The 24,538-nt window shown below is 69.4% G+C and carries 16 protein-coding genes; 4 read left to right on the top strand and 12 right to left on the bottom strand.

Annotation, left to right across the window (positions count from 1 at the left end; genetic code table 11):
* Positions 1-13: 13 nt before the first annotated feature.
* Positions 14-4,303 carry a discoidin domain-containing protein gene (locus OG741_RS29450; protein ID WP_405602890.1) on the bottom strand — a complete coding sequence of 1,430 codons (4,290 nt, stop codon included), beginning with the start codon at positions 4,301-4,303 and terminating at the stop codon, positions 14-16.
* Positions 4,304-4,556: 253 nt separating this feature from the next.
* Between OG741_RS29450 and OG741_RS29445 the strand changes: the two genes are divergently transcribed.
* Positions 4,557-6,200, top strand: coding sequence for an ATP-binding protein (locus OG741_RS29445; RefSeq protein WP_405602887.1), 1,644 nt, complete (start codon positions 4,557-4,559; stop codon positions 6,198-6,200).
* The gene (locus tag OG741_RS29440) at positions 6,197-6,922 is read left to right on the top strand and encodes a response regulator (RefSeq protein ID WP_405602884.1); all 726 of its coding nucleotides are present in this window, start codon (positions 6,197-6,199) and stop codon (positions 6,920-6,922) included. The genes OG741_RS29445 and OG741_RS29440 overlap by 4 nt, the downstream gene beginning before the upstream one ends.
* Positions 6,923-6,959: 37 nt before the next feature.
* Here OG741_RS29440 and OG741_RS29435 read toward each other — a convergent pair whose 3' ends face one another.
* The 5 genes from OG741_RS29435 to OG741_RS29415 form a co-directional block, all read right to left on the bottom strand.
* Positions 6,960-8,552, bottom strand: coding sequence for a cation acetate symporter (locus OG741_RS29435; protein ID WP_405602882.1), 1,593 nt, complete (start codon positions 8,550-8,552; stop codon positions 6,960-6,962).
* Entirely contained in the window at positions 8,549-9,028 is a 480-nt protein-coding gene (locus tag OG741_RS29430; RefSeq protein ID WP_405602879.1) for a DUF485 domain-containing protein, read from the bottom strand. Before OG741_RS29430 ends, OG741_RS29435 begins: the two co-directional genes overlap by 4 nt.
* A gap of 99 nt (positions 9,029-9,127) precedes the next feature.
* Positions 9,128-9,802: a response regulator gene (locus OG741_RS29425; RefSeq protein ID WP_405602877.1), complete on the bottom strand. Its 675-nt coding sequence runs from the start codon at positions 9,800-9,802 to the stop codon at positions 9,128-9,130.
* Positions 9,799-10,959 carry a sensor histidine kinase gene (locus tag OG741_RS29420; RefSeq protein WP_405602874.1) on the bottom strand — a complete coding sequence of 387 codons (1,161 nt, stop codon included), beginning with the start codon at positions 10,957-10,959 and terminating at the stop codon, positions 9,799-9,801. Before OG741_RS29420 ends, OG741_RS29425 begins: the two co-directional genes overlap by 4 nt.
* Positions 10,960-11,063: 104 nt before the next feature.
* The gene (locus OG741_RS29415) at positions 11,064-13,181 is read right to left on the bottom strand and encodes a type IIA DNA topoisomerase subunit B (protein ID WP_405602872.1); all 2,118 of its coding nucleotides are present in this window, start codon (positions 13,179-13,181) and stop codon (positions 11,064-11,066) included.
* Between the two features lie 433 nt (positions 13,182-13,614).
* On the opposite strand from OG741_RS29415, the gene OG741_RS29410 reads away from it, so the two are divergent.
* The gene (locus tag OG741_RS29410; protein ID WP_142213264.1) at positions 13,615-13,845 is read left to right on the top strand and encodes a hypothetical protein; all 231 of its coding nucleotides are present in this window, start codon (positions 13,615-13,617) and stop codon (positions 13,843-13,845) included.
* Positions 13,846-13,972: 127 nt separating this feature from the next.
* On the opposite strand, the gene OG741_RS29405 is transcribed toward OG741_RS29410, so the two are convergent.
* The 6 genes from OG741_RS29405 to OG741_RS29380 all read right to left on the bottom strand — a co-directional run bounded on the left by OG741_RS29405 (position 13,973) and on the right by OG741_RS29380 (position 22,142).
* Positions 13,973-14,794 carry a S1 family peptidase gene (locus OG741_RS29405; RefSeq protein ID WP_405602870.1) on the bottom strand — a complete coding sequence of 274 codons (822 nt, stop codon included), beginning with the start codon at positions 14,792-14,794 and terminating at the stop codon, positions 13,973-13,975.
* A gap of 149 nt (positions 14,795-14,943) precedes the next feature.
* Entirely contained in the window at positions 14,944-16,503 is a 1,560-nt protein-coding gene (locus tag OG741_RS29400) for an RNA polymerase sigma factor (RefSeq protein WP_266489189.1), read from the bottom strand.
* Positions 16,504-16,848: 345 nt separating this feature from the next.
* Positions 16,849-17,736, bottom strand: coding sequence for a FadR/GntR family transcriptional regulator (locus tag OG741_RS29395; protein ID WP_266489188.1), 888 nt, complete (start codon positions 17,734-17,736; stop codon positions 16,849-16,851).
* Positions 17,737-17,895: 159 nt separating this feature from the next.
* Complete coding sequence (locus OG741_RS29390) at positions 17,896-19,737, bottom strand: ATP-binding cassette domain-containing protein (protein WP_405602868.1); 1,842 nt, start codon at positions 19,735-19,737, stop codon at positions 17,896-17,898.
* 101 nt (positions 19,738-19,838) lie between these two features.
* Positions 19,839-20,603, bottom strand: a complete 765-nt coding sequence (locus OG741_RS29385) for an NUDIX domain-containing protein (RefSeq protein WP_389370040.1) — start codon at positions 20,601-20,603, stop codon at positions 19,839-19,841.
* 168 nt (positions 20,604-20,771) lie between these two features.
* A complete protein-coding gene (locus tag OG741_RS29380; RefSeq protein WP_405602864.1) occupies positions 20,772-22,142 on the bottom strand; it encodes a DUF4192 domain-containing protein in 1,371 nt (456 codons plus the stop codon).
* A gap of 111 nt (positions 22,143-22,253) precedes the next feature.
* On the opposite strand from OG741_RS29380, the gene OG741_RS29375 reads away from it, so the two are divergent.
* Positions 22,254-24,431 (top strand): RecQ family ATP-dependent DNA helicase, encoded by a 2,178-nt coding sequence (locus OG741_RS29375; RefSeq protein ID WP_405602862.1) that lies wholly within the window; start codon positions 22,254-22,256, stop codon positions 24,429-24,431.
* Positions 24,432-24,538 lie beyond the last annotated feature (107 nt).

The following is a 24,538-nucleotide window of genomic DNA, read 5'->3' as shown; positions in this document are numbered from 1 at the left end:
TGCCCCTGTTCTGCTAGTTGATGTTGATCTTGAATGTGGAGGTGGTGTTCTTCACGTCCTGCGCGTTGCCGCTGAGCTGCAGACCGTTGAAGGTGACCTCTCCGACCGCGGGCCCCTGCCCCGACTCCGGCATCTCGTTGGCCCAGAGCCCGAAGCCCGACTTGGCATCGAAGGCGTCACCGCTCTTTTTCGCGCCGCTGACGGCGACATCGGTCAGCACGCTGTCCTTGACGGGGTACATCGGCCGGCTGCCGTCGTACTTCGTCTGGAACATGATTCCCGAGTAGGTCGGATCGGTGATGTCGAGTCCGCTGATCCGGATGCCCTGGTACTCGTACTCCGCCGAGTACATCCACAGCGCCGGGAAGGTCTGGTTGCCCCAGAAGTGCCCACCGGCCCGTTCCAGCGAGATGTTCTCGAACGTCGATGGAGTGGCGCCGAAGCCCAGCGCCGGGATCGATCCGAACTTCAGCGTGGCGATGGTGAGTCCGGAGTAGGTGAGCGTGTCCGCGACATAGGCGTTGCGTACGGCGTTCCCGCTGCCGCCGTAGACCGCGATACCGGCCGCCCGCCAGGTCAGCAGCGAGGTGATGTTCTCGTACACATTGCCGGTCTGGTCGGCGTTGACGATGTCCACGGCAGGGAACAGCGCGAAGGCGTCGTCTCCCGTCGTGCGCGCCTCCACATTGCTGACACGGTTGTCGCTGCTGCCGTTGGTGACGTTGATCCCGTCGGCGTACATGTCCCGGATACGGGAGTTCTTGATGGTGATCCGGTCCGTGTCCGTGCCCCAGTAGAGGCACATCATGTGCTCCGTCCAGATGTTGTCCACAGTCATGTCCGAGACCTTGGACCAGTCGAACACCTTGCCCGGACCGTCGTTGCGCGCGGTGTAGTTGCCGAAGAATCCGAAGCCGGAGAAGGACGAGCCGTTGGCGGTCGCCCGGACATCGAAGCCGGCGTCGGTGTTCTCCTGGTCGGGCGGGGTGGTGAAGCGGCTGAACCAGGGGCCCGCGCCGACGACCTTGACCGCCTTTCCGTACACTTGGAACTTGTTGGACGTGCGGTAGTCGCCCGGCGGCAGATAGACGCCGACGAGCTTGCCCGTGCTGTCCATCCGCACCTTGTCCAGGGCGTTCTGGACATCCTGGTGGGTGGTTCCGGCCGGGACGGTGTACGTCTCCGGGTCCGGGTTCGCCGCCGCGGCGACCTGCTCCAGGTTGATGAAGTCGATCGCGTACGTGTCCTTGTTGGCGGCGTCCTTCTGCAGCCGGATCTTCGAGCCCGCCCGGACGGTCTCGCCGAGCAGCATGTTCGCCTCGTCGTAGATGTGACGCGGCGCGCCCGCTCCCGGGGAGTTGCCGGGGCTCGCCTCGGCTCCGTACTGCCACATGTACTTGGACGTCAGGTCGATCGCTTTGCGGAAGGTGCCGTCGACGTAGACGTTGAGCGTGGAATTGATGCCTCCGCCGCCCGGGGCGTCCGGTATCGAGAACCGCGCCACCAGCGTGTTGGTGCTCGCCCTGGTCGTGAACTCGACATAGTTGCCGGTGCTGTTGAGGGTGACGGCCTGGCGTCCGGACGCCTCGCCGCCGAGGTCGCCGATGGTCCGGTTGGGTCCGACCTTCTGGGCCCCGCCGCCGAGGGTGCCGTCCTCCGCCTCGTACATGTCGTACGGCATATTGGCGCCGCGCCCGACGAACAGCGGCCGGGTGCTGGTGTTGTTGGCGCGTTTGACCGGGAGTTCGTTGGCGTCGTCGGCGACGACCACCTTGACGCTGTACGAGCCGTTGGCGACCGCCCAGGTGCCGAGGTTCACGGGTGAGGTACTCGCGCCGGAAGCGATGACTCCGCCGTGCTCGCCCGTGAGGGTCTTGACCGTGGCGCCCTTGGAGTCGGTCACGGTGAGCGTGATGCCGTGGCTGCCGCCGGCGGAGGCCACCGTTCCCTGGTTCTTGAGAGTCACGGAGAAGGTGACGGTGTCACCCGCGGAGGGGCTGCTCGGGGTCCAGCCGACCGCGGACGCGATCAGATCGGAGCTCTCGACCGGCTTGACCACCAGTGATGTCGGGCTGGTGTAGGTGTTGTTGGTCTCGTTCTGCTCGATGACCGCGTTCGCCTCGTCGGCGACGACGCTGAGCTGGTATGTACCGGCGTCACGCGCCCCGATCGAGGCGCTGACGGTCGATGTCGCCCCGGCGGCCAGTGCCCCGGCCTGCGCCGTGGCGACCTTGGTGCCGCCCAGCCGGAACGCCACGGCACTGGCCGCGGAGGCGACGGGTCCGCTGTTGCGCACGGTGGCCGACAGGGTGATCGGGTCGGACTCGACGGGCGCGGCGGGCGAGGCCGTCAGGCCGGTGACTTCCAGATCGGGGTTGGGCGCCGGGACGCCCAGGATCTGGAACTCCGCGACCTGGCCGGCGGTGGCACCGGTGTTGGACGTGAACTTCAGCTGGACGTCGGCGACTCGCGCGTCCACCGGGACGGTGACGGTGTTCGCGCTCGCGGGATCGAAGGTGTAGTCCTTCGCCGCGACCAGACTCGTGAAGCCGGTCGCGCTCTGCTCACGGCCGAGGACCTGGATGTTCTGGTTCCTGGTGCCCCAACTGCTGTCCGGATTGAGCTTGAGCACCACACTGCCGATATCGGCGTTGGCGCCCAGTTTCACGGTGAGGGTGTTCGGGTAACTGCCCGCGGCGCCCTCCCAGTAGGTCGTCAGGCTGTTGTCGTTGGCGTTCTCCGCGACGAAGGTGTGGATCACGGAGGAGGCGGTGATGGGCTTGCCGACGGCGAGGTTCGAGGCCGAGCCCGGTGAGCCGTTGCGTGTCACGGTGTTGCTGTTGCCGGACTGGTTCCCGGCCGCGTCCTTGGCGCGTACGACATAGGACACCGTCGCACTCGCGGGCTGGCTGTCCGTGTACGTCGTGATGTTGCCCGCCACGCTCTTGCGCAGCGAGTTGTTGGCGTAGATGTCGTAACCGGTGACACCGGTGTCGTCCGAGGACGCGCCCCAGCTGAGCTTGATCTGCCCGGCTGCGGGCTCGGTGAAGGAGAGACCGGCTGGTGCGGTCGGCGCTTGCGTGTCGCCGGTGTCACCCTTGCGAGTGACGGTGTTGCTGTTGCCCGACTGGTTCCCGGCGGCGTCCTTCGCGCGGACGACGTACGAAACCGTGGCGCCCGCGGGCTGCGCGTCCGTGTACGTCGTGATGTTGCCGGCGACGGTGGTGCGCAGTTCGTTGTTGGCGTAGATGTCGTAGCCGGTGACTCCGGTGTTGTCGGTGGACGCCTCCCAGGTGAGCTTGATCTGCCCGGTGGCAGGCTCCGTGTAGGCGAGCGCGGTGGGAGCGGTGGGCGCCTGGGTGTCGCCGGTCTCCGGGCCGTAGATCTCGAATTCGGCGACCTGGGCGGCCGCCCGGCCCGTGTTGGCGGTGACCAGGACGCGGACGTACCGCGTGGTGGCGGCGTCGAAGGCGATCGTCACCGACTGGCCGCCCGCCGCGTTGAACTCGTACGCCTTCGACGCGGTCAGATCGGTGAAGTCGGTGCCGTTGGTGCTGCCCTGGATCTTCACTGTCTGCGTCCGGGCGTCCCAGCCGTCGGGCAGCCGCAGCACGACCCGGTCGATACGGACGGACGCGCCGAGGTCCGCCTGGATCCACTGCGGGAGATCGCCGTTGCGGCTCTCCCAGTAGCTGGATCGGTTGCCGTCATTGGCGTTGGCAGCCGTGTAGACCTCGGTGTGGCTGCCGGCCGTCAAGGTCTTGCCGCGGGCGAGGTCGACCGAGGACTCACCTGCCGCGTGGACTTCGAGCTCGGACAACTGGGCGGCCTGCCAGCCCGAGTTGGCCGTGATGTGGATACGGACGAAACGGGTCTGAGCTTCGGCCAAGGCGATGACCACGGTATTGGCCCGACCGGGACCGAAGGTGTACGTGGCCGAGGTCTTCAGGGTCGTGAAGCCGACGCCGTCGGCGCTGCCCTGGACGGAGAGGGTCTGCTCGCGGCTCTCCCATCCGGCGGGCAGCCTGAGCACGACCTCGTCGATCCGGTGGGCGGAGCCGAGGTCGGTCTGGACCCACTGGGGTGAGCCGCTGCCTGCGCTCTGCCAGTAGGTGGCCTGGTTTCCGTCGGTGATGTTCCGGGCGGCGTATTCGCTGTGGGCGCTGCTCGCCGCCGCGGGGCGGCCCGCGGCGATATTGGGGCCGGCGGCCGCCGAGGCGGTGAGCGACGGCCAGGCGATCATCAGAAGACTGGTGGTGATGACGGCGGAGAGAAGCCGCCAACCCCAGCGTTGCGGTCGCATATGTCCCCGATCTGCACGTCAGATTGAGTCTTTTGCGTATGGCGGTCAGAGAATTGCAGAGATCTGCCACATCGTCCACCGCCATGACCGCGTCAAATTGATCGCCGCGATCGGCCGAAACCGCAAAATCCGGCCGCACCAGCGCCTTTGTCGTCCGCTTCCACCAAAACATAAGTGGGCTGCAAAGCGCGCAAGCGGTTTGCGTAAAGAGGGGATTTCGGAAAGGGCCGCACGCCCCTTACCGTTCCTAGGCATGAGCCCCGTACCGACCGCTCCCGCCCGGCGCCGGCGGTTCGGCTGGCCGCAGCGGGTCTTCTCCCAGGTCCTGCTGATGCAGCTGGCCATCGCCACCGGTGTCACCGTGCTGGCCACCGGCCTCTTCCTCGCCCCGCTCAGCGCCCAGCTCGACGATCAGGCGATGCGCAGGGCCCTCGCCATCGCCGAGACGACCGCGTCCCCGGAGGTCGCCGACGAACTGCTCGGCTCGCAGCCGACGGCAGGCGGTCCGGTTCAGGCCAAGGCCGAGCGGATCCGGAAGGCCACCGGCGCCGAGTACGTCGTGATCATGGACATGCGCGGAGTGCGCTGGTCCCACACCGCCCCCCGGCAGATCGGCAGGGTCGTCTCCACCGACCCCAGCGACGCGCTCGCGGGCCGTGAGGTCATGGAGATCGACAGCGGGACGCTCGGCCGCTCCGCCCGCGGAAAGGTGCCGCTGCGCGACGACAGCGGCGCGATCGTCGGCGCGGTGTCGGTCGGCATCGAGTACGACAGCGTGCGCGCCCGGCTTCTCGCGGCGATTCCCGGACTGCTCGCGTACGCGGGCGGGGCGCTTGCCGTGGGAGCCCTGGCCGCGTATCTGATCTCCCGAAGGCTCCAGCGGCAGACCCACGACCTGGCCTTCTCGGACATCTCAGCGCTGCTCGCGGAACGCGAGGCGATGCTGCACGGCATCCGGGAAGGGGTTGTCGCCCTCGACGCCTCGGGCCGGATCCGGCTGATGAACGACGAGGCCCAGCGGCTGCTCGGCCTCGGCCCCGAGGCCGAGGGGCGCCCCCTCGACGAGGCGCTCGGCGAAGGGCGCACGACGGACGTGCTGGCCGGGCGGGTCACCGGCGAGGATCTGCTGACCGTACGCGGCAGCCGGGTGCTCATCACCAACCGGATGCCGACCGACGACGGAGGGGCGGTCGCCACCCTGCGCGACCGCACCGAATTGGAACAGCTCGGCCGTGAACTCGACTCCACCCGAGGGCTGATCGACGCCCTGCGCGCACAGGACCATGAGCACGCCAACCGCCTGCACACCCTGCTCGGTCTCCTCGAACTGGAGATGCACGAGGAGGCGGTCGAGTACGTCACCGAGGTGGTCGGCGTCCACCGGGCCACCGCCGAGCAGGTCACCGAGAAGATCCACGATCCGCTGCTGGCCGCGCTCCTGGTGGGCAAGGCGACGGTGGCGGCGGAACGCGGCGTATCGCTGCGCATCGCGCCCGGGACACTGCTGCCCGACCGGCTGGTGGACCCGCGCGGCCTGGTCACGGTCGTCGGCAATCTCGTCGACAACGCGCTGGACGCGGCGACCGGCTCGCCGGACGCCCTGATCGAGGTCGAGCTGCGCGCGGAGGGGCGTACGGCTGTCCTGCGGATCGCGGACAGCGGCCAGGGAGTCCCGCCCGACCAGCGGGAGTTGATCTTCACCGAGGGCTGGTCCACCAAGGAACTCCCCGCACACGGCAAGCGCGGCCTCGGCCTGGCGCTGGTGCGCAGGCTCGCGGAACGACAGGGCGGCAGCGCGCGGGTACGGGAGGCACAGGGGGGCGGCGCCGAGTTCACGGTCGTACTCCCCGAGGCGCTGACGGAGCCGGGCCTGGCCGCGGCCGTGGAGGCGCGATGACCGACGCACCGATCGACGTACTGGTGGTGGACGACGACAAACGGGTCGCACAGATCAATGCGGCCTATGTCGCCAAGGTGCCCGGCTTCCGGGTCTCCGCGACAGCGCACTCGGCCGCCGAGGCGCTCGCCCGGATCGCCGACTGCCCGGTGGATCTGATCCTCATGGACCACTATCTGCCGGACGGGAACGGCCTCGCGGTCGTACGGGAGCTGCGCAGACTCGGCCACCAGACCGACGTGATCATGGTGACGGCCGCGCGGGACGTGGCCACCGTCCAGGCGGCGATGCGTCACGGAGCGCTCCAGTACCTGGTGAAGCCGTTCAACTTCGCCGGCCTGCGCGCCAAGCTGGAGGCGTACGCCACGCTGCGCCGCACCCTGGAGGGCGGCGGCGAGGCGGAACAGGCGGAGGTGGACCGCATCTTCGGGGCACTGTCGGTCGGCTCCGTCGCCCCGGACCTGCCCAAGGGCCACTCCCCGACCACCGCCGAGGTGGTCCGCCAGGTGCTGCTGGCCGCCGAAGGACCGCTGTCCGCCCAGGAGATCGCGGAGCGCGCGGGCGTGAGCAGACAGACGGCACAGCGCTATCTGAAACTGCTGGAGCGAACGGGCCGGGTCCGCCTGAGCCTGAAGTACGGCGAGACGGGCCGGCCGGAACACCGCTACGTATGGGGATCGTCGAGCCCGTCCGGGCCTGCGGCAAGCCCGTCCGGCGACTGAGGACAGGACGGCCCGGGAACGGCCCCGGGCCAGGGACTCACACCGCTCCCGCGCCCGTCAGCGCCCGTACCTCCGTCTCCGCGTGCTTCGCCTCATCCGGCGGCTCCGTCGATGTGACCGTACCGATCCAGCCCGCCAGGAAGCCCAGCGGAATGGAGACCAGGCCCGGGTTCTGCAGTGGGAAGACGTGGAAGTCCACCCCCGGGAACAGCGCTTGCGGGCTGCCCGAGACGACCGGTGAGAGCACCACGAGCAGCACGGCAGGAACCAGCCCTCCGTACACCGCCCAGACCGCCCCGCGCGTGGTGAAGTTCCGCCAGAACAGCGAGTAGAGCAGGACCGGCAGATTGGCCGAGGCGGCGACCGCGAAGGCCAGGCCCACCAGGAACGCGACATTCAGGTCGCGGGCGAGCAGGCCGAGCGCGATCGCGGCCACGCCGATCCCCGCGGCCGCGACCCGCGCGACGGCAACCTCGCTGTGCTGTTTGGCACGGCGGCGCTTGAGCGAGGCGTACAGGTCGTGCGCGACGGAAGCCGATGAGGCCAGCGTGATCCCGGCGACGACGGCGAGGATGGTCGCGAAGGCCACGGCGGCGACCACCGCGAAGAGAACGGTTCCGCCGGTGGATCCCGCGCCTCCGCCGAGGTCCAGCGCCAGCAGCGGGACCGCGGTGTTCCCGGCGGCGTTCGACTTCCGTACCTCGTCGGAGCCGAGCACGGCGGCCGCGCCGAAGCCGAGCACGATCGTCATCAGATAGAAGCTGCCGATGAGACCGATCGACCAGACGACCGAGCGGCGGGCGGCCCGCGCGGTCGGCACGGTGTAGAAGCGCGACAGGATGTGCGGCAGACCCGCCGTGCCCAGGACGAGCGCCAGGCCGAGGCTGACGAAGTCGAGGCGTGCGGTCCAGTCTCCGCCGTACCTGAGGCCGGGTGCGAGGAAGTCCCTGCCGTGGCCGCTTCGTTCGGCCGCGGAGTTGAGCAGCTGGTTGAAGTCGCCGTGGAAGCGCGCGAGGACGAGGACGGTCATCGCGATCGCGCCCGCCATCAGCAGCACGGCCTTCACGATCTGGATCCAGGTGGTGGCTCGCATCCCTCCCAACGACACATAGATGACCATCAGTGCACCCACGCCGATGACGGTCCACGAGCGCGCGGCTTCGCTCGTACCGCCAAGCAGCAGCGCGACGAGGCTGCCGGCCCCCACCATCTGCGCCACCAGATAGAGAACGGACACGGTGACCGAAGAAGTTCCCGCCGCGATGCGCACGGGGCGCTCGCTCATCCTGGATGCGACGACGTCCGCGAGCGTGAACCGGCCGCAGTTGCGGACGAGTTCCGCCACCAGCAGAAGCACGACCAGCCAGGCGACCAGGAAGCCGACGGAGTAGAGCATTCCGTCGTAGCCGTAGAGCGCGATGAGCCCGGAGATCCCGAGGAAGGAGGCGGCGGACATGTAGTCGCCCGCAATGGCGAAGCCGTTCTCCAGGGGCGAGAACAGCCGCCCGCCCGCGTAGAACTCCTCCGCCGAACCACGCCTGTTGCGGCTCACCCAGGTAGTGATGCCGAGCGTGACCGCGATGAAGGCGCTGAACAGCAGCAGCGCCAGGGTCTGGTGGTGGCCGCTCACCGCACGACCCCCCGTGTCAACTCCTGTGTGTCCCAGCGCAGATCGAGCGCCGCCCGGTCCCGGTGCAGGCGGGCATGCCGTGCGTACGCCCAGGTCAGCAGGAAGGTGGTGAGGAACTGCCCGAGCCCGGCGACCATCGCCACATTCACCGCACCCGCCACCGGCCTTGCCATCAGCTCCGGTGCGGTGGTCGCTGCGACGACGTACGCCAAGTACCAGGCGAGAAAGGCGAGGACCGCAGGGACGGCGAACCTGCGATAACGGCTGCGCACTTCCTGGAAGGCGGCGCTCCGCTGCACTTCCAGATAGATGTCGGCGGCGGCGCTCGGTCCACGCTCCGGGACCGCGGGTCCCGGCGCCGCGACGGGCGCGGGGGCGCCCGTGCCGTCCAACTCCCCCCAGCCGGAGGCCAGGGCGTCGTACCACGGGTCGTCGAGCCGTACCTCCGCAGCGTCCCGCCCTTCAGGTTTCTCCACCGATCAGCTCCCCTTGGTCAGCGAACCGTTTCGGCCGCGTGCACAAGGATGGACAGAGCGGGAAGATCCCGGACTCTTCTCCCGCCGGTCTTCACCCCATCAGGTGATGCTCGACCCAGGTGGCCGCGCAAGGCCTGCCCGATAGGCGTACCGCACAGCCTGAGCGCGGTCGTGGATACCGGTTTTCGAGAAGAGATTGTTGATATGAGTCTTCACGGTGGCCGTGGAAATGTGCAGCCTGCGCGCGATGTCGGCGTTGGTGAGGCCCTCCGCGATCAGGGTCAGCACCTCGCCCTCGCGCGCGGTCAGCCCGTCGGGCAGCCTCCGCCCGGTCGGTTCGGGCGCGGACGTGACCTGCTCGAGCAGCCGCTGCTGGACGACCGCCGAGAGCCCGGCGCGACCCGCCATGACGTCCTGAATGGCCCGTACGATCTCGTCGCCGTCGGCGTCCTTGGTGAGATAGCCGCGCGCTCCCGCCCGCAGCGCGGGGAAAAGCGAGTCGTCGTCGGCATAGGTGGTGAGCACGACGATCTGGGTGCCCGGGTGTTCACTGCGGATGCGGCGGGTCGCCTCGACGCCGTCGCAGCGGGGCATCCGCAGGTCCATCAGGGCGACATCGGGGGCCAGTTCGGCGACGAGGGCGACCGCCTCCTCGCCGTCCTTGGCAGAGCCGACGACCTCGATGCCGGGCAGCAGCCCCAGGAGCATCACAATGCCCTCGCGCACCACGGCCTGGTCGTCGACGACGATCACTCTGGCGTCCTGCGTTGTCATGCCGGCACCCGCAGCCGCACTACGAAGCCCTCTCCCTCGGGTCCTGCCTCCAGGGTGCCGCCGAGCAGTTCGGCCCGTTCGCGCATCCCCAGCAGACCGTACCCGGAGCCGGAGACCCCGAGCTCACCGCCGTGCGCACCGGCGCCCGAGTCCCGTACTTCCAGGGCCACTTCATCCTTCTCGTAGGCGAGCCGTATGCGCACCTTCGCGCCGGGCGCGTGCTTGCGCGCGTTCGTCAGGGCCTCCTGGGCCACGCGCCGTACCGCCTGCGAGGCCTCGGCCGTCAGCTGTCGCCGCTCCCCCGTCACCTCGGTATCCGCTCCGTCCGCGACAGCGAGCTCGCGCAGATAGTCCTCTACTGGAGCCATCTCGCCGCGCAGCGCCGAAAGCGCCTGCCGGGTCTCGGCGAGTCCCTCGCGGGCCATCACCCGGGCCGCCACCACCCGTTCCAGGATCTGTTCCCGGAACGGCCCCTCCGGTCCGCGCTCGACCTGGATCCGGGCCGCTTCCAGATGAACGAGCTGCGCGGAGAGGCTGTGCGCGAGGACGTCGTGGATCTCCCGTGCGATACGGGCCCGTTCGGCGAGGGCGACGGACGTGGCCTCGGCCTCGCGAGCAGCCCGTTCCTGGGCGAGCAGCCGGAATCCGGCACCCCGCGCCTGGGCATCGAGCCGCAGTGAGTACCCGCCGAGCAGCACCGCTGCGATCGTGAAGTAGGCCCCGAGCTCACTGTCGTCGGCCAGCGTGAAGCCGATCGACATCACTGCTGCGGTACCCAGGCCGGCGAAGAGCGGGAGACGCTCCATCGACATGACGGATGCCGAGATCCACAGCACCATCGCGGGAACCGCGGCCCCGGCGATGTACGCCGCCGCTCCGACGGCCGCGAGGGCGGCGACCAGTCCGAGCGAGGGTCCCAGCCGGTTGGCGAGGGTCGTCCGGTGAAAGCCGAAGACCGCCGCTGCGCAGCAGAGCAGACCCAGCGGCGGGAGCACCGCGCCCGGGCCGTGGAAGACCTCCGAGTCGTACGCGCTGTACACGGCCCATGCCGCAAGACCGGCCAGCACCGCGATGTCGAGGGCGATACGGACGCGCGGTACGCCGAGACGGGACAGTGCTTCCCGCGTCGGCCACACGGTCAACTTGCTGCTGCGCACGTCAGATCCTCCTCCGTCGCCCCGATGCTACGAAGGAAGAGCCGGACCCGGGATCGGCTCAGGGGTGGAGCCTCGGGCTCCACCCCTGGGTGGGCGGGCCGTCGTCAGGCGTCGATCCTCGAGCGGTCCAGCGTCGCCGCGGAGCTGGTGATGAACTCCTTGCGGGGCGCGACCTCATTGCCCATGAGCAGGTCGAAGACCTGCTCGGAGGACTCCAGGTCGCCGATGTTGATCCGGCGCAGGGTGCGGTGACGCGGATCCATGGTGGTCTCCGCGAGCTGGTCGGCATCCATCTCGCCGAGGCCCTTGTATCGCTGGATGGAGTCCTTGAAGCGGACCCCCTTGCGCTGGAACTCCAGCAGGGTCTGGCGCAGTTCGCTGTCCGAGTACGTGTACACGTACTTGTCCTGGCCCTTCTTGGGCTGGACCAGCTCGATACGGTGCAGCGGCGGCACCGCGGCGAAGACCCGGCCCGCCTCCACCATCGGCCGCATATAGCGCTGGAAGAGCGTGAGCAGCAGACAGCGGATATGGGCGCCGTCGACATCGGCGTCGACAAGCAGGACGATCTTGCCGTAGCGCGCGGCGTCGATGTCGAAGGTCCGGCCCGATCCCGCTCCTATGACCTGGATGATCGCGCCGCACTCGGCGTTCTTGAGCATGTCCGAGACGGACGACTTCTGTACGTTGAGGATCTTGCCGCGGATCGGGAGCAGCGCCTGGAACTCGCTGTTCCGGGCGAGCTTGGCGGTGCCGAGCGCGGAGTCTCCCTCGACGATAAAGAGCTCACTGCGCTCCACGTCGTCGCTGCGGCAGTCGGCGAGCTTGGCGGGCAGCGAGGAGGTCTCCAGCGCCGTCTTCCGGCGCTGCGCCTCCTTGTGCTGGCGGGCGGCGATGCGGGTGCGGGCCGCGGCGACGGCCTTCTCCAGCACCGCGCGGGCCTGCGCCTTGGCGTCCCGCTTGGTGGAGGTCAGGAAGGCCTTGAGTTCCTTGGCGACGACATTGGCCACGATCCTGTTGGCCGCCGAGGTGCCGAGGACTTCCTTGGTCTGGCCCTCGAACTGCGGCTCGGCCAGCCGGACCGTGACCACGGCGGTGAGGCCCTCCAAGGCGTCGTCCTTGACGATGTCGTCCTCGGCGACGCGCAGCAGCTTGGCGGAGCGCAGTACCTCGTTCATCGTCTTGGTGACGGAGCGCTCGAAGCCGGTCACATGGGTGCCGCCCTTGGGGGTGGCGATGATGTTGACGAACGACTTCACGGCGGTGTCGTAGCCCGTGCCCCAGCGCAGGGCGATGTCGACGGCGAGCTCCCGGGTGACCTCAGTGGGGGTCATATGGCCGCGGTCGTCGAGGACCGGCACGGTCTCCTTGAACGTGCCCTGTCCGGTGAGCCGCAGCACGTCGCAGACGGCCTTGTCCTGGGCGAGGTACTCGCAGAACTCGCTGATGCCGCCGTCGAAGCGGAAGGTCTCCTCGCTCTTGCCCTCTCCTTCCAGGTCCCGCTCGTCACGGACGACGATGGTCAGGCCGGGCACCAGGAAGGCGGTCTGGCGGGCGCGCTGGTGGAGGTGCTCCAGAGAGAGCTTGGCGTCCTTCAGGAAGATCTGCCGGTCCGCCCAGTACCGCACGCGCGTGCCGGTACGGGTCTTGGGCACGCGCTTGCCCTTGAGCAGGCCGTTCGCCGGGTCGAAGGGAGCGTCCGGGCCCGATTCGGTGAAGATGCCCGGGACCCCGCGCCGGAAGCTGATCATGTGCGTCGCGCTGTTGCGGTCGACCTCGACGTCCAGGCGTGCCGAGAGGGCGTTGACGACGGACGCGCCCACGCCGTGCAGACCGCCGGACGCCGCGTACGAACCACCGCCGAACTTCCCTCCGGCGTGCAGCTTGGTCATCACGACCTCGACGCCGGAGAGGCCGGTCTTGGGCTCCTTGTCGATGGGGATGCCCCGGCCGTTGTCCTTGACCTCGACGGATCCGTCCTCGTGGAGGATCACGTCGATGTGGTCGCAGTGGCCCCCCAGGGCCTCGTCGACGGAATTGTCGATGATTTCCCAGAGGCAGTGCATCAGGCCGCGGCTGTCGGTGGACCCGATGTACATTCCGGGGCGCTTGCGGACCGCCTCGAGCCCCTCGAGTACGAGCAGGTGCCGCGCGGTGTAATTGGACCCGTCACGGTCTGCGGTCAGTACCGCACTGGACGGCACGGACGTTTCGGCGGTCACGCGGTTCGCTCCTCGCTGAATTTGAGATGTGGCCCGGTGGGGTAAAGGCCCGGCGTCGGTCGCCGGTCAGAGCGTACCGAGGCCTGGTAGAGCCGATGTAACGCCACCCTCGTGATTTCTCATGCTAGTCCAGTCTCGTATAGGTGTTCGATCCCTCGATGGAGTGACGTGCACATCACGTTCCCTTCCAGGCATGAACCATTTAGGCTCCGGGCACGTCCTCATGAACAACCGGCAACCCAGCCGGGAGGGCCAAACGAGACAAGCAACGCGAAATCCGTAGAGCGAAGCAATACGGCTCATTCGCCGCCAACCGGCAGCAGACAGCCACCTTGACAAGAAGTTTCGAGGAAAAGCCACGAGCGGGAACGTTTTCGGCCTGGTTGGATGTTGACCCTGGTACGACAGCTCGTCGAGCTAGAGAAGAGGCGACGTGACTACTGTTCTGACCCCCGCGAGCCCCCTGACGGCCGCAGACCGCTGCGACCGCTGCGGCGCCCAGGCGTACCTGCGCGTCGTCCTGACCAGCGGCGGTGAGCTGCTCTTCTGTGCCCACCACGGGCGCAAGTTCGAGCCGGAACTCAAGAAGATCGCCGCGGAAATACAGGATGAGACCGACCGACTCACGGCCGTCCCGGCCGCCGCCGGTGAAGAGGAACACTGACACCTCGCATCCCACGACGAGCCAAGGCCGGTCCCGGACCGGCCAACGGGCGGCCGCCCCTGAATACCAGGGGCGGCCGCCCGCTCTCATACCGTGACCGCGACAGCGGCCCGATGCCGTGCCGGCCTCAGTCCGACGGCAATGCCACCGCCGAGATCCGCGTGTACACCCCGGGGCTGCCCGCCAACCCGCAGCCGCTCCCCCAGGAGACCAGGCCGATGAGCATCCCGCGTGCCACCAGCGGCCCTCCGCTGTCCCCCTGACAGGCGTCCCGGCCGCCGCTGGTGTCTCCTGCGCACAGCATGGTGGCAGCCACGTAGCGCCCGCCCAGCCCGCCCGGATAGGCCTGTCCGCACGTCTGGTCCGGGAGCACGCTCACCTGCGCGGCCCGGAGCGAGGAGGAGTAGCTGCCGTCGCCTCTGGTATCGCCCCAGCCGTAGACGGTGGCGCTCGTGCCCGGCTCGTACGCCGGATCACCGGCCCCCGCCAGGCGGATCACCTGCGATGCGGGCAGCGCCTCGGCCAGCGTCACCAGCGCCATGTCCGAACTGTTGGTCAGCGGGTTGTACTGCGGCGCGACCCAGCTGTCGCTCACCGCGATCTCCCGGCCTTCGACGCCCGTCAGCTCGGAGCGCCCGGAGATGACCCGCAGATCCCGCACCTCCGTCACGTCCTGGCCGAGCACGGTCCGGCTCAGACAGTGGGCGGCGGTCATCACCTTCGTCGGCGCCACCACCACGCCGCCGCAGAATTGACCCGCGCGTGTTCCCCCGAACCGGTCACGGCTGGCGAGTGCGACGACCCAGGGGGCCTCGATTGTGGTGACCGGATCGCCGCCGACGACCACGCTGTCGGCGCCGGCGGGGACGGGCGATACCAGGGGCGCCACAGCCGCCGCGGTAACAAGCGACAGCGCCCCGGTCAGGGCTCGGGCGAGGGAACGACGCATACGGCCTCCTGACTCTGCGTTGAAGTAATTCCACCCAGAGTCAGCCACCTCACACTCGCCCGCACCCGCGACATGGCGAAGGGCCCGGTCCCCTGACGGGATCCGGGCCCTTCGGCGTACTTCTACGACCGGTTGCGTACCACCGCGACCTAGTCGAGGTAGTCGCGCAGCACCTGCGAACGCGACGGGTGGCGCAGCTTCGACATGGTCTTGGACTCGATCTGACGGATGCGCTCACGCGTCACGCCGTAGACCTTGCCGATCTCGTCCAGGGTCTTCGGCTGGCCGTCGGTGAGACCGAAGCGCATGGAAACAACGCCCGCCTCACGCTCGGACAGGGTGTCGAGCACCGAGTGCAGCTGCTCCTGCAGAAGCGTGAAGCTGACCGCGTCGGCCGGCACGACCGCCTCGGAGTCCTCGATCAGGTCACCGAACTCGCTGTCGCCGTCCTCGCCGAGGGGGGTGTGCAGCGAAATCGGCTCGCGGCCGTACTTCTGGACCTCGATGACCTTCTCGGGGGTCATGTCGAGTTCCTTGGCCAGCTCCTCCGGGGTGGGCTCGCGGCCCAGGTCCTGGAGCATCTGGCGCTGCACGCGCGCGAGCTTGTTGATGACCTCGACCATGTGCACCGGGATACGGATGGTGCGGGCCTGGTCGGCCATGGCGCGGGTGATCGCCTGACGGATCCACCAGGTGGCATACGTGGAGAACTTGTAGCCCTTGGTGTAGTCGAACTTCTCGACCGCGCGGATCAGACCGAGGTTGCCCTCCTGGATCAGGTCCAGGAAGAGCATGCCGCGGCCGGTGTAGCGCTTGGCCAGCGAGACGACCAGGCGGAGGTTGGCCTCCAGCAGGTGGTTCTTGGCGCGGCGGCCGTCCTCGGCGATGATCTCCAGCTCGCGCTTCAGCTTCGGCGCAAGCTTGTCGGAGTTCGCCAGCTTGTCCTCGGCGAACAGACCGGCCTCGATGCGCTTGGCGAGCTCGACCTCCTGCTCGGCGTTGAGGAGGGGAACCTTGCCGATCTGCTTGAGGTAGTCCTTGACCGGGTCGGCGGTGGCACCGGCGACGGCGACCTGCTGGGCGGGCGCGTCGTCCTCGTCGTCGTCGGAGAGGACGAAGCCCTTGCTCTCGCCCTCGGCCTCTTCCTCTTCGCCCTTGCCACCGGGCTGGACCTCATCGAGCAGCTCTTCGCCCTCGGTGGCCTCGTCGGTGTCCTTCTTGCCCGTGGTCTTCTTGGCCACGGTCTTCTTGGCGGCGGTCTTCTTGGCCACCGTCTTCTTGGCCGCTGTCTTCTTGGCGGCCGCCTTCTTGGCAGGCGCGGTTGCCGTGACCTCTTCGTCGGCCTGGACGTCGACGGTCTCGGCCGTCGGCGCCGCGGTTGCCGCGACGGTCTTGGCCGTGGCGGTCTTGGCCGCGACGGTCTTGGTGGCGGTGCGCTTTGCCGGGCTCTTAGCTGCGACGCTCTTGCGGGCGCGCTTCGGCGACTCCGCGGCACTGACCATCAGCGTCACACCCTCTTCCTCGAGGATCTGGTTGAGGCTGCGCAGAACATTCTTCCACTGGGTTGGCGGAATTTGGTCAGCCTCGAAGGCCCGACGCACGTCATCGCCGGCGATCTGCCCATCAGCCTTTCCCCGCTCGATGAGCGCCATCACAGACTCGGACTCGGCGATCTCCGGCGGGAGCGTACGGGATGTGCTGGCCGACACGAACAACCTCTCGGAACGATGGAAACGGCTTCCGGCCCCGCCCATGATCGGGCCGGAGCCGACGACCACCAGGCTGCGGATGTGCCGGTGGCGCGGGGCTGAGCCTCGGAATTGCACAGCGCCCTGAATGGCGGCTGTATTCCCTCTTCGGCTGTCACCTCTTAGGTCATCGCACTGTTTCGAGGAGTGTTACGCCCAATCCACGTGGCCCGAGTCACACCTCATTTAAGACGAAGCGGTCAAATGGGGGCATTCACTACACAATCGTGTCGCCGGATCCCGTGGAATCCGGCGACACACGATGCGTACGCCTCCGTACTTCCTGACCGCGTCCCGCTGCCGCGCTCAGTGCTCGCGCGGCGCGGGGACGACTCGCTCCACTTCCGGGTGAACGGTGAGCAGTTGGCGCATGGCCGATTCCGCGGCGTGCGCGTCGCCGGTCGCGAGTGCGTCGGCGATCCGCGCGTGATGGGCCAGAGAAGCCTCGGTAGCGCGGTCACAGCCAGTGACCGGGCCGCCGGAGACCTGGAGGGCCGCGGAGACGATCCCGGAGAGGTGCTCCAGCATCCGGTTGCCCGCGAGCTGGATGAGGAGGGAGTGGAACTCGGCGTCCGCCCGGGAGAAGGTGATTCCGTCACCCTGAGTGAGGGCATGGTTCATGATCTCGACCATGTCGGCGAGCCGCTGCTGGACGTCCTCACGGCCGTGCCCCGCGGCGAGGCGGGCGGCGAGCGGCTCGATGGTCCAGCGCAGCTCGCTCAGCTCCCGGCGCTGGTCGTCACGCTGCGGGCCGAACGCGCGCCACTCGATGATGTCGGGGTCCAGCAGGTTCCAGTCGCTGACCGGACGGACCCGGGTGCCGACATTGGGGCGGGCGCTGACCAGGCCCTTGGCCTCGAGGACGCGCAGCGACTCCCGCACGACGGTGCGGGAGACCTCGAAGCGCTGGCCGATCTCCTCCGGGACGAGCGGGCGATCGGCGCCCAGGTCCCCCGAGACGATCATCTGGCCGAGCTGCTGGACGAGTTGGCCGTGCAGTCCGCGGCCCCGGCTGCCTGCCGCGCGGCGGCCGACCCGGCCCAACTCGGCGTCCGCGCCTTCCCAGGAGGGTGGGCCGACGCGGTCGGCGCCGTGCGCCTCCGCGTAGGGGTATCGGTCGAGTTCGCCCGGGCCGGCGAGGCCGGACTCGGCGGGGCGGGCGGCGGTCATCATGGTGTGCGCAAGGGTACTCACGCATCCTTTGTCGGCGTGGCTCCGGCGGCCCTTGAGGTCTTTGGTGAAAAGCACACGAAAGGGTGATCGGCGCTGGCCTCGCAATTGACGCCTTATCGGAAGGAAACGGGCGCTCTCAAGGGAGTTGTGAACAGATCGCCGAGTCCCGGTCGATCATGATCACCAACGGGCGCTACGGCGAAGGCCCGTGAACAGATATGCACAGATCAAGGCCGACAACGACAACATCAGCGCCGCGCCGACGGGTTGGGCCAGCAGATGCACCCCCGCCATCAGCCAGTCGTCGGCCTGCTGCGGCAGCCACACCCAGGTCAGTTCACGCAGCCTGCCGGGAAGCCCGGCGATCGAACGGACGGACGGAGCGATCAGCGCCTTTTGCACGAGAGGGGCGATGAGGACCGGTACGGCGAGCACGGCGGCCACTCCAGCGGCGGTCACCCTGAACACTCCTGCACCCAGCAGCCCGGCCCAGGCACATCCGACCGCGAGAGCGCTCCAACTGGTCATCAGGGCGGGCCAGTTCTTCGGTACGGGGACCTCATCGCTTCCGTACGCGAGGCGGAGCGTCTGGAAGTCGGCCACTGCCACGAGGAGCGCGATCAGCAGGGCGGCCGCCGCGGTCACCGCGAGCTTGGCAAGGAGAAGGCCGAGGCGGCGCGGCACGGTGCCGCGGGCGGCGGCGAGGGCGGGGTAGCGGAACTCCTCGCCGAAGGCGAGTGCCCCGAGCAGTCCGGCACCGAAGGCGGCGGGCGGCAGCGGAAAGAACTCGGGCCAGGCGGTGAGCAGGGCCGGGAGCGGGGTTCCGCCGGTACGGCCGAGCAGGACGCACAGCGCGGCTGAGGAGACGAGGACGGCACCCAGAACGAACAGGGCCGTACGGACACCGAGGAGGCGGCGGAGTTCGTAGCGCAGGGGCCTGAGGGGGCTGCGGACGGGGCGCGGCAGGGGGAACGACTGAGGGGGCACGGGGGGACGTGAGGCTTGTGGGGGATTCGGCGGGTGCGGGGCCTGCTCGGCGGGCGGGGACCCCTCTTGGGTGGCGGGTGCGGGTGGCGGTTGGACGGCCGCTGCGGGGGCGCCCGCGGGCGCGGGGGTCGGCTCGGAGCCAGGAGCGGGGTCAGGTTCGGGTCCTGCGTCTCCCACCTCGTCGGACAGCCGGTGGACGAGTACGCCGTGCCGGAAGGCCGTTTCGCCGATCTCGGCGCAGTTGCTGCCGTAGACGGACAGCAGGCTGCCGCTCTCGGTGACGACCTCGACGGAGCGCTGGTCGGCGCGCGCCTCGCGGGCCACGACGGCGGCCAGGCGGGCGGCTTGCGGGGTACGGACGGCGACGCGGGGGCGAAGTCTGGTGCGGGAGAAGGCGGCCGCGTCCTGGTCGGCCACGAGGCGGCCCGCGTCGAGGCTGACGACCCGGTCGGCGAGGCGGGCGGCTTCCTTGGGGTCACTGGTGGTGCACAGGACGGTGCCGCCATGGGCGGCGTGAGCGCGCAGCAGTCCGTACATCCAGCTGTTCTCCCGGGGCGAGAGCCCCTTCGTGGGCTCGTCGAGGATCAGCGTCTGCGGATCCCCGAGCAGGGCGGAGGCCAGCCCGAGCCTGCGGTCCATGCCGAGCGAGAGCGTGCCGAGACGCTCACCGCCGAGGCCCGCCAGACCGACGGCCTCCAGCATTTCGTCGGCGCGGGAAGCAGGAACTCCGGCGGCGGCGCAGAGCATACGGAGCTGCCCCCGAGCCGTCCGCGCCGGATGACCGGGTACGTCGCCGAGGAGCACACCGACCTCACGGGCCGGGTGCGCGATGCGGTGGAGGGGGTTCCCCCGGAAGTACGTGACGCCCCGGCCGGCCTCGAGTTGGAGCATCAGACGCAGAGCCGTCGTCTTGCCGGAGCCGGCCGCGCCGAGGAGGGCAGTAACGAGGCCCTGCCGGGCCTCGAACGTGACATCGTCGACGGCGGGCGGCTGGGCTCGGCGGTGGGCGCTGGTCAGTCCGATGGCCTGGAGCATCGCTTCTCTCGCGGAAGTTGAGACCGCTCGGCGGCAGGTCGGGTACCGCAGCAAGATAACGCGACATTTAGGACTTTTAGTGCAATGGCCAGGCCCGGGTGTCAGACTTCCGGACGCAGCATCGGGGGGTTCAGCACGGTGGCGCCGCCCGCCCTGAACAGCTGCGCCGGACGGCCGCCCTGACGGGTGGTGGTCCCTCCCGCGGGCACCAAGAAGCCCGGAGTGCCGGTCACCTTGCGGTGGAAGTTCCGGGGGTCGAGCGCGACGCCCCACACCGCCTCGTACACCCGTCGCAGCTCGCCGACCGTGAACTCCGGCGGGCAGAACGCGGTGGCGAGCGAGGAGTACTCGATCTTGGAACGGGCCCGCTCCACCCCGTCCGCCAGAATCCGCGCATGGTCGAAGGCGAGCGACGCGGCCTGATCGTCCTCGCGTCCGAACCCGTTCTCCTGGCCCAGGAGATCCTCGACCGGGGCCCAGCGCGCGCTGTTGGCGTCACCGCCCGCGCGGGGCGCGGGAAGGTCGGGCGCGAGCACCAGATGGGCCACGCTGACAACGCGCATGCGGGGGTCACGCTTGGGATCTCCGTAGGTGGCCAGCTGCTCGAGATGTGCGCCGTTCCCGGGTGCCGGGGAAGCGGGGTCGTGCGCGCACAGTCCGGTCTCCTCGGCGAGCTCACGCGCCGCGGCCGCCGCCAGATCCTCGTCGCCCCTGACGAAGCCGCCGGGCAGCGCCCACCGACCCTGGAACGGCGGCTCTCCGCGGCGTACCACCAGCGCGCAGAGCGCATGACGACGCACGGTGAGCACGACCAGGTCGACGGTGACAGCAAAGGGGGGATAGGCCGACGGGTCGTAGGGAGACATGCCGTGATCATAGTCGTCTGCCTGACGATAAACACTCCCTTCGCCACGTGCGGCGACTGTTTCTTCATCCACTCCCCCGCCTCACTCACCCGCACGCCTGACCCCCCAACTGGAAGCCGTCGGCGGCCTCCTCCACCACCCCGGGGCCGGGCGACCAGGTCATGGCCCTCACCTCCCGCTCCTCGTGCCGCGCTCCCCGCTGCGCCTGCTCCCCCGGGCCCGGTCGGCCGACGCCGACTTCGCGGGGCGTGGTCCCGCAGGCGGAAGAGCCTTCTTGCCCAGGGGTGGCCGAAGCCTCCGTGGCCGCGGGCGGGACCTGGCCTTCCGTCGCCCGTCGTCACCTCGCCCGTCGTCATCTGGCACGCCATCCCCTCGCGCTGCCTCGTCCGGCCCGCCGTTGCCCGAGAGCGCTCGGGAGCTGCCGGCCGCGCGCAGACAGCTGCGCACCGTTTCAGGATCCAGGCCCTGGTTGCAGGCCTCATGCAGCAGGCGGGCGAAGAGGTAGTCCGGGTCGACCCGCAGCGCCCGTCCGAGGGCGACCCTCGCTGCGGGTTCGTCGCCGGTGGACCAGGCGACCCATCCGGCCAGGGTGAGCGGTGCGGCGGCATGCTCGAAGTAGGGCCCGACACAACGGCGGGCGAGCGCCCGCCACAGGCGCAGCGCCGGAGGAGCGTCGGGCCCCTCCATCCATGCCGCGGCACGGTCCCGGGTGTCCCGGTCCTGGATGCCGAGGATCACGGCAGCGGCTTCGTCGTGAGTGATGAGCCGGTCGTCCGCGACGTCCGTCTCGGCCCAGCCACCGGATCGCGGTGATTCCTCGATGCGCTTGATCAGCCGTCGGGCCAGCGCGAGGGTCTCGGCAGCGACCTGCTCACGCCCCTTTTCGTCCAGGATCCTCGGCACCAGCGTGGCGCCCGCGGTGTCCAGTGCTTTCTCCTGGTCGGCAGCGGGGGGAGTGGTCAGGGGCGCGAGCCGTCCCTCCATCTCCCGCAGGGATCCACGCACTTGGATCCCCGCGTAGGCGGCCGCCGCCGCCATGACCGAAGTGCCGGGCAGCGCAAGGGCGCTGCCTTCGGGTGGACAGCAACGGGCGTCGGGGCAGCAGTAGGACCAGAATCGGCCGTCGGAGATGCAGAGAGCCTCGTAGACCGGCACCTCGAGGGTGCCGCAGGCGGTCCTCAGTCTTTGCGCGAGCGGGCGCAGCCGCTCCATCACCCGGCGGCTCGTCTCGCCCTCGGCCGGGTCCTGGCAGAGGAAGACGACAATGCCGTCGGGCCGGGAGCCACGGCGCTCACTGCCCTCGATCAGACATTCCGCGAGTTGCTCCGCCACGGGCGACCACTCGCGAGGCGAGCTCGGAATGCCGAGCCTCAGCCGACCGCCGAAGCGGCCGCGGTTGCCGTGCAGGGCGACGAGCACGATCGAATCGTTCGGATGGAACCCCATCATGTACGGCAGAGCGTCGGCCAGTTCGGCGGGCCCGCGCAGGGTGATCTGCTGCTCGTCGGCGGGACCGGTGGTTTCGTGGTGCTTGTTCATGGCACGACGGTCCCGCGGCGGCCCCGACCCCCGCGACCCCTGTGGATAACGTTATCCACAGGCCGACAGCTTCGTTCGCGCTTTGTCGGTGCCATCAGGTTGCATGGGGGCATGACCAACGCAGACCTCGACCTCGCGAACCTCCGCGCCTCAGCCGACTCCGTACTCGCCCGCCTCGTCTCGGACACCACGGGCACCGCCCGGCTGCGTGAGGACCAGTGGCGGGCGATCGAGGCGCTCGTCGCCTACAAGCGCCGGGCTCTGGTCGTGCAGCGGACGGGCTGGGGCAAGTCCGCGGTGTATTTCGTCGCGACCTCGCTGCTGCGCGAGCGCGGCAGCGGCCCGACCGTGATCGTCTCCCCCCTGCTCGCGCTCATGCGCAACCAGGTCGAGGCGGCGGCGCGAGCCGGTATCCGCGCCCGGACCATCAACTCCTCCAATACCGAGGAGTGGGACACGGTCCAGGACGAGGTGGCCGCAGGAGAGGTGGATGTGCTGCTGGTCAGTCCCGAGCGGCTCAACAACCCCGATTTCCGGGATCAGGTGCTACCCAAGCTCGCAGCCGCGACCGGGCTCCTGGTCGTGGACGAGGCGCACTGCATCTCCGACTGGGGCCATGACTTCCGGCCCGACTACCGGCGCCTGCGCACCATCCTCGCGGATCTGCCGGCCGGGGTCCCCGTGCTCGCCACCACCGCCACCGCCAATGCGCGCGTGACCGCGGACGTCGCCGAGCAATTGGGCACCGGGGCGGGCACCGACGCCCTCGTGCTGCGCGGCGCGCTGGACCGGGAGAGTCTCAGCCTGAGTGTGCTCCAGCTCCCCGATGCCGCGACCCGCCTGGCCTGGCTGGCCGATCACCTCGGTGAGCTGCCTGGTTCGGGAATCATCTACACGCTCACGGTCGCGGCGGCCGAGGAGGTCACGGCGTATCTGCGGCAGTGCGGTCACACGGTGGCCTCGTACACCGGCCGCACGGAGAACGCCGACCGCCAGCAGGCCGAGGAGGATCTGCTGGCCAACCGCGTCAAGGCCCTGGTCGCCACGTCCGCCCTGGGCATGGGCTTCGACAAGCCCGATCTCGGATTCGTCGTGCACCTAGGTTCGCCCTCCTCACCCATCGCGTACTACCAGCAGGTGGGCCGCGCGGGCCGCGGTGTGAAGCACGCGGAGGTGCTTCTGCTGCCGGGCCGGGAGGACGAGGCGATCTGGCAGTACTTCGCCTCGGTGGCCTTTCCGCCCGAGGAGCTGGTGCGACGTACCCTCGGCGTGCTTGCCGAGGCCGGCAGGCCACTGTCCCTGCCCGCGCTGGAGCCGCTGGTCGAGCTGCGGCGTACGCGACTTGAGACCATGCTCAAGGTCCTCGACGTGGACGGCGCGGTGCGCCGGGTGAAGGGCGGCTGGACCACCACCGGCCGTCCTTGGGCGTACGACTCCGAGCGCTATGCGTGGGTCGCCCGGCAGCGCGAGTCCGAGCAGCAGGCGATGCGCGACTACGCACGGTCAACGGGCTGCCGTATGGAGTTCTTGCGGCGGCAGCTGGACGACGAGGAAGCGGTGCCCTGCGGACGCTGCGACAACTGCTCGGGTGCCCGCTTCAGCGACAAGGTCACCGAAGCGGCCCTGGACACCGCGCGCGGGGAGCTGGGCAGGCCGGGCGTGGACGTGGAGCCCCGCAAGATGTGGCCGACCGGGCTCGCGGCGGTGGGCATCAGCCTGAAGGGCCGTATCCCCGAAACGGAGCAGTCCTTCACGGGCCGGGCGCTGGGGCGGCTCTCCGACATCGGCTGGGGCAACCGGCTCCGGCCGATGTTCGCGCCACAGGCCCCGGACGGACCGGTTCCGGACGATGTCGTCACGGCCGTGGTGACCGTGCTCGCCGACTGGGCCAAGGGCCCCGGCGGATGGGCATCCGGCGCAGCGGACGCACCGGCGCGGCCGGTGGGCGTCGTCACTGTCGCCTCGCGCAGCAGGCCCCAGCTGGTCGGTTCCCTCGGCGCCCGGATCGCCGAAGTGGGCCGGATGCCGCTACTGGGGACGGTCGAGTACGCGCCGGAAGCAGTGGACGCCCGGATCTCACGCACCAACAGCGCCCAGCGAGTGCGCGGCCTGCACGAGGCGTTCGCCGTACCGCCCCGATTGGCAGAGGCGCTGGCCGAAGCCGACGGACCTGTCCTCCTGATCGACGATCTTTCGGACAGCGGCTGGACCCTCGCCGTGACGGCGCGGTTGCTGCGCCGCTCCGGCGCGAAGGGGGTGTTTCCCCTGGTCCTTGCCGTTCAGGCGTGACAAGAAGGGTCAGAGAGGCTCCGGATGGGCAGGATCAGTGAAGGAATATGAGCCTCATACCCGCCGATTCCCGCCGGTGACGCCAAATTGCTCGTTGCCGCATGACC

It is taken from the genome of Streptomyces sp. NBC_01410 (assembly GCF_045040195.1).
Lineage (GTDB): Bacteria > Actinomycetota > Actinomycetes > Streptomycetales > Streptomycetaceae > Streptomyces.
This window is presented reverse-complemented; position numbering and strand designations above follow the sequence as displayed.